The 1,145-nt window shown below is 56.0% G+C and carries 1 protein-coding gene; it reads right to left on the bottom strand.

Annotation, left to right across the window (positions count from 1 at the left end):
* Positions 1-102 precede the first annotated feature (102 nt).
* The gene (locus tag G7007_RS21685) at positions 103-1,083 is read right to left on the bottom strand and encodes an IS5 family transposase (protein WP_064614518.1); all 981 of its coding nucleotides are present in this window, start codon (positions 1,081-1,083) and stop codon (positions 103-105) included.
* Positions 1,084-1,145: the final 62 nt, after the last annotated feature.

Here is a 1,145-nt window from a genome sequence, read left to right as displayed (position 1 = left end):
GCGCAGCGGCGGCAAGTCGTAATTTGCTCGGCGCGCAGCGCTATTGGCTAAAAATCGAATGATGCATCGCGTATTGAGGGCTTTTTCGCCCGATTTACCGTGTTAAGCGCGCAACTCACCCATACCCATCAGCTGTTTTCGAACCATCCACAGGTTTGACAGGGCGAACAGCGTGGTCAACTGAGCCGTGTTTTTCATCAGCCCACGAAAGCGCACTTTCACGTAGCCAAACTGCCGCTTGATCACTCGAAACGGATGCTCGACCTTGGCCCGTGTCTGAGCTTTGCAGTATTCGATCTTGCGCTTGACCTTGTAGAGCACGCTGCGCTTGTTCAGCTTGGAATAGGTACTGCGGCGTGCTGCAATCTGCCAGATCACCCCCCGATTTTCATGCTCTTCGCGCTTTTCGATACCGGTGTAACCGGCGTCTGCATACACGGCGTTCTCTTCGCCATGCAGCAGCTCAGCAACCTGTGTGACATCGGCCACATTGGCGGCGGTGCCATGGACGTGATGAACCAGGCCAGACTCGACATCGGCACCGATGTGAGCCTTCATCCCGAAGAAATATTGACCGCCTTTCTTGGTTTGGTGCATCTCGGGATCGCGCTTGCCTTCTTTATTTTTGGTGGAGCTGGGGGCATGAATAATGGTGGCATCGACGATGGTGCCTTGGCGCAGCGACAGGCCTTTTTCCTGCAAATAACCGTTGATGACCGCGAGGATTGCAGGTGCGAGCTGATGCTTCTCCAGCAAGTGCCGGAAGTTCATGATCGTGGTGTCTTCAGGGATCGGCGCGCTCAGGGTCAGGTGTGCAAACTGGCGCATGGGCGTGATTTCATAGAGCGCTTCCTCCATGGCTGGATCGCTCAAGGAGAACCAGTTCTGCAACAGGTGGATGCGCAGCATGGTTTCCAGAGGATAGGGTTTTCTACCGCCTCCGGCCTTGGGGTAGAACGGCTCGATCAACGCCAGAAGGCCTGTCCAGGGCACGACCTGATCCATCCCGGCGAGGAAGCGTTCGCGGCGGGTTTGCTTGCGCTTGCCGGCGTACTCAAAGTCGGAAAAACTCATCTGGCTCATGGGCGGCTCGGATCAGGTGGTGCGGTGATTTTCGCATAACTGAGGACTTGTTCGGAGATTCC

The sequence above is a fragment of the Pseudomonas entomophila genome, assembly GCF_013523125.1.
GTDB lineage: Bacteria > Pseudomonadota > Gammaproteobacteria > Pseudomonadales > Pseudomonadaceae > Aquipseudomonas > Aquipseudomonas entomophila_B.
Note: the sequence above shows the minus strand (reverse complement) of the source record. Positions and strands in the feature narration are given on the sequence as shown.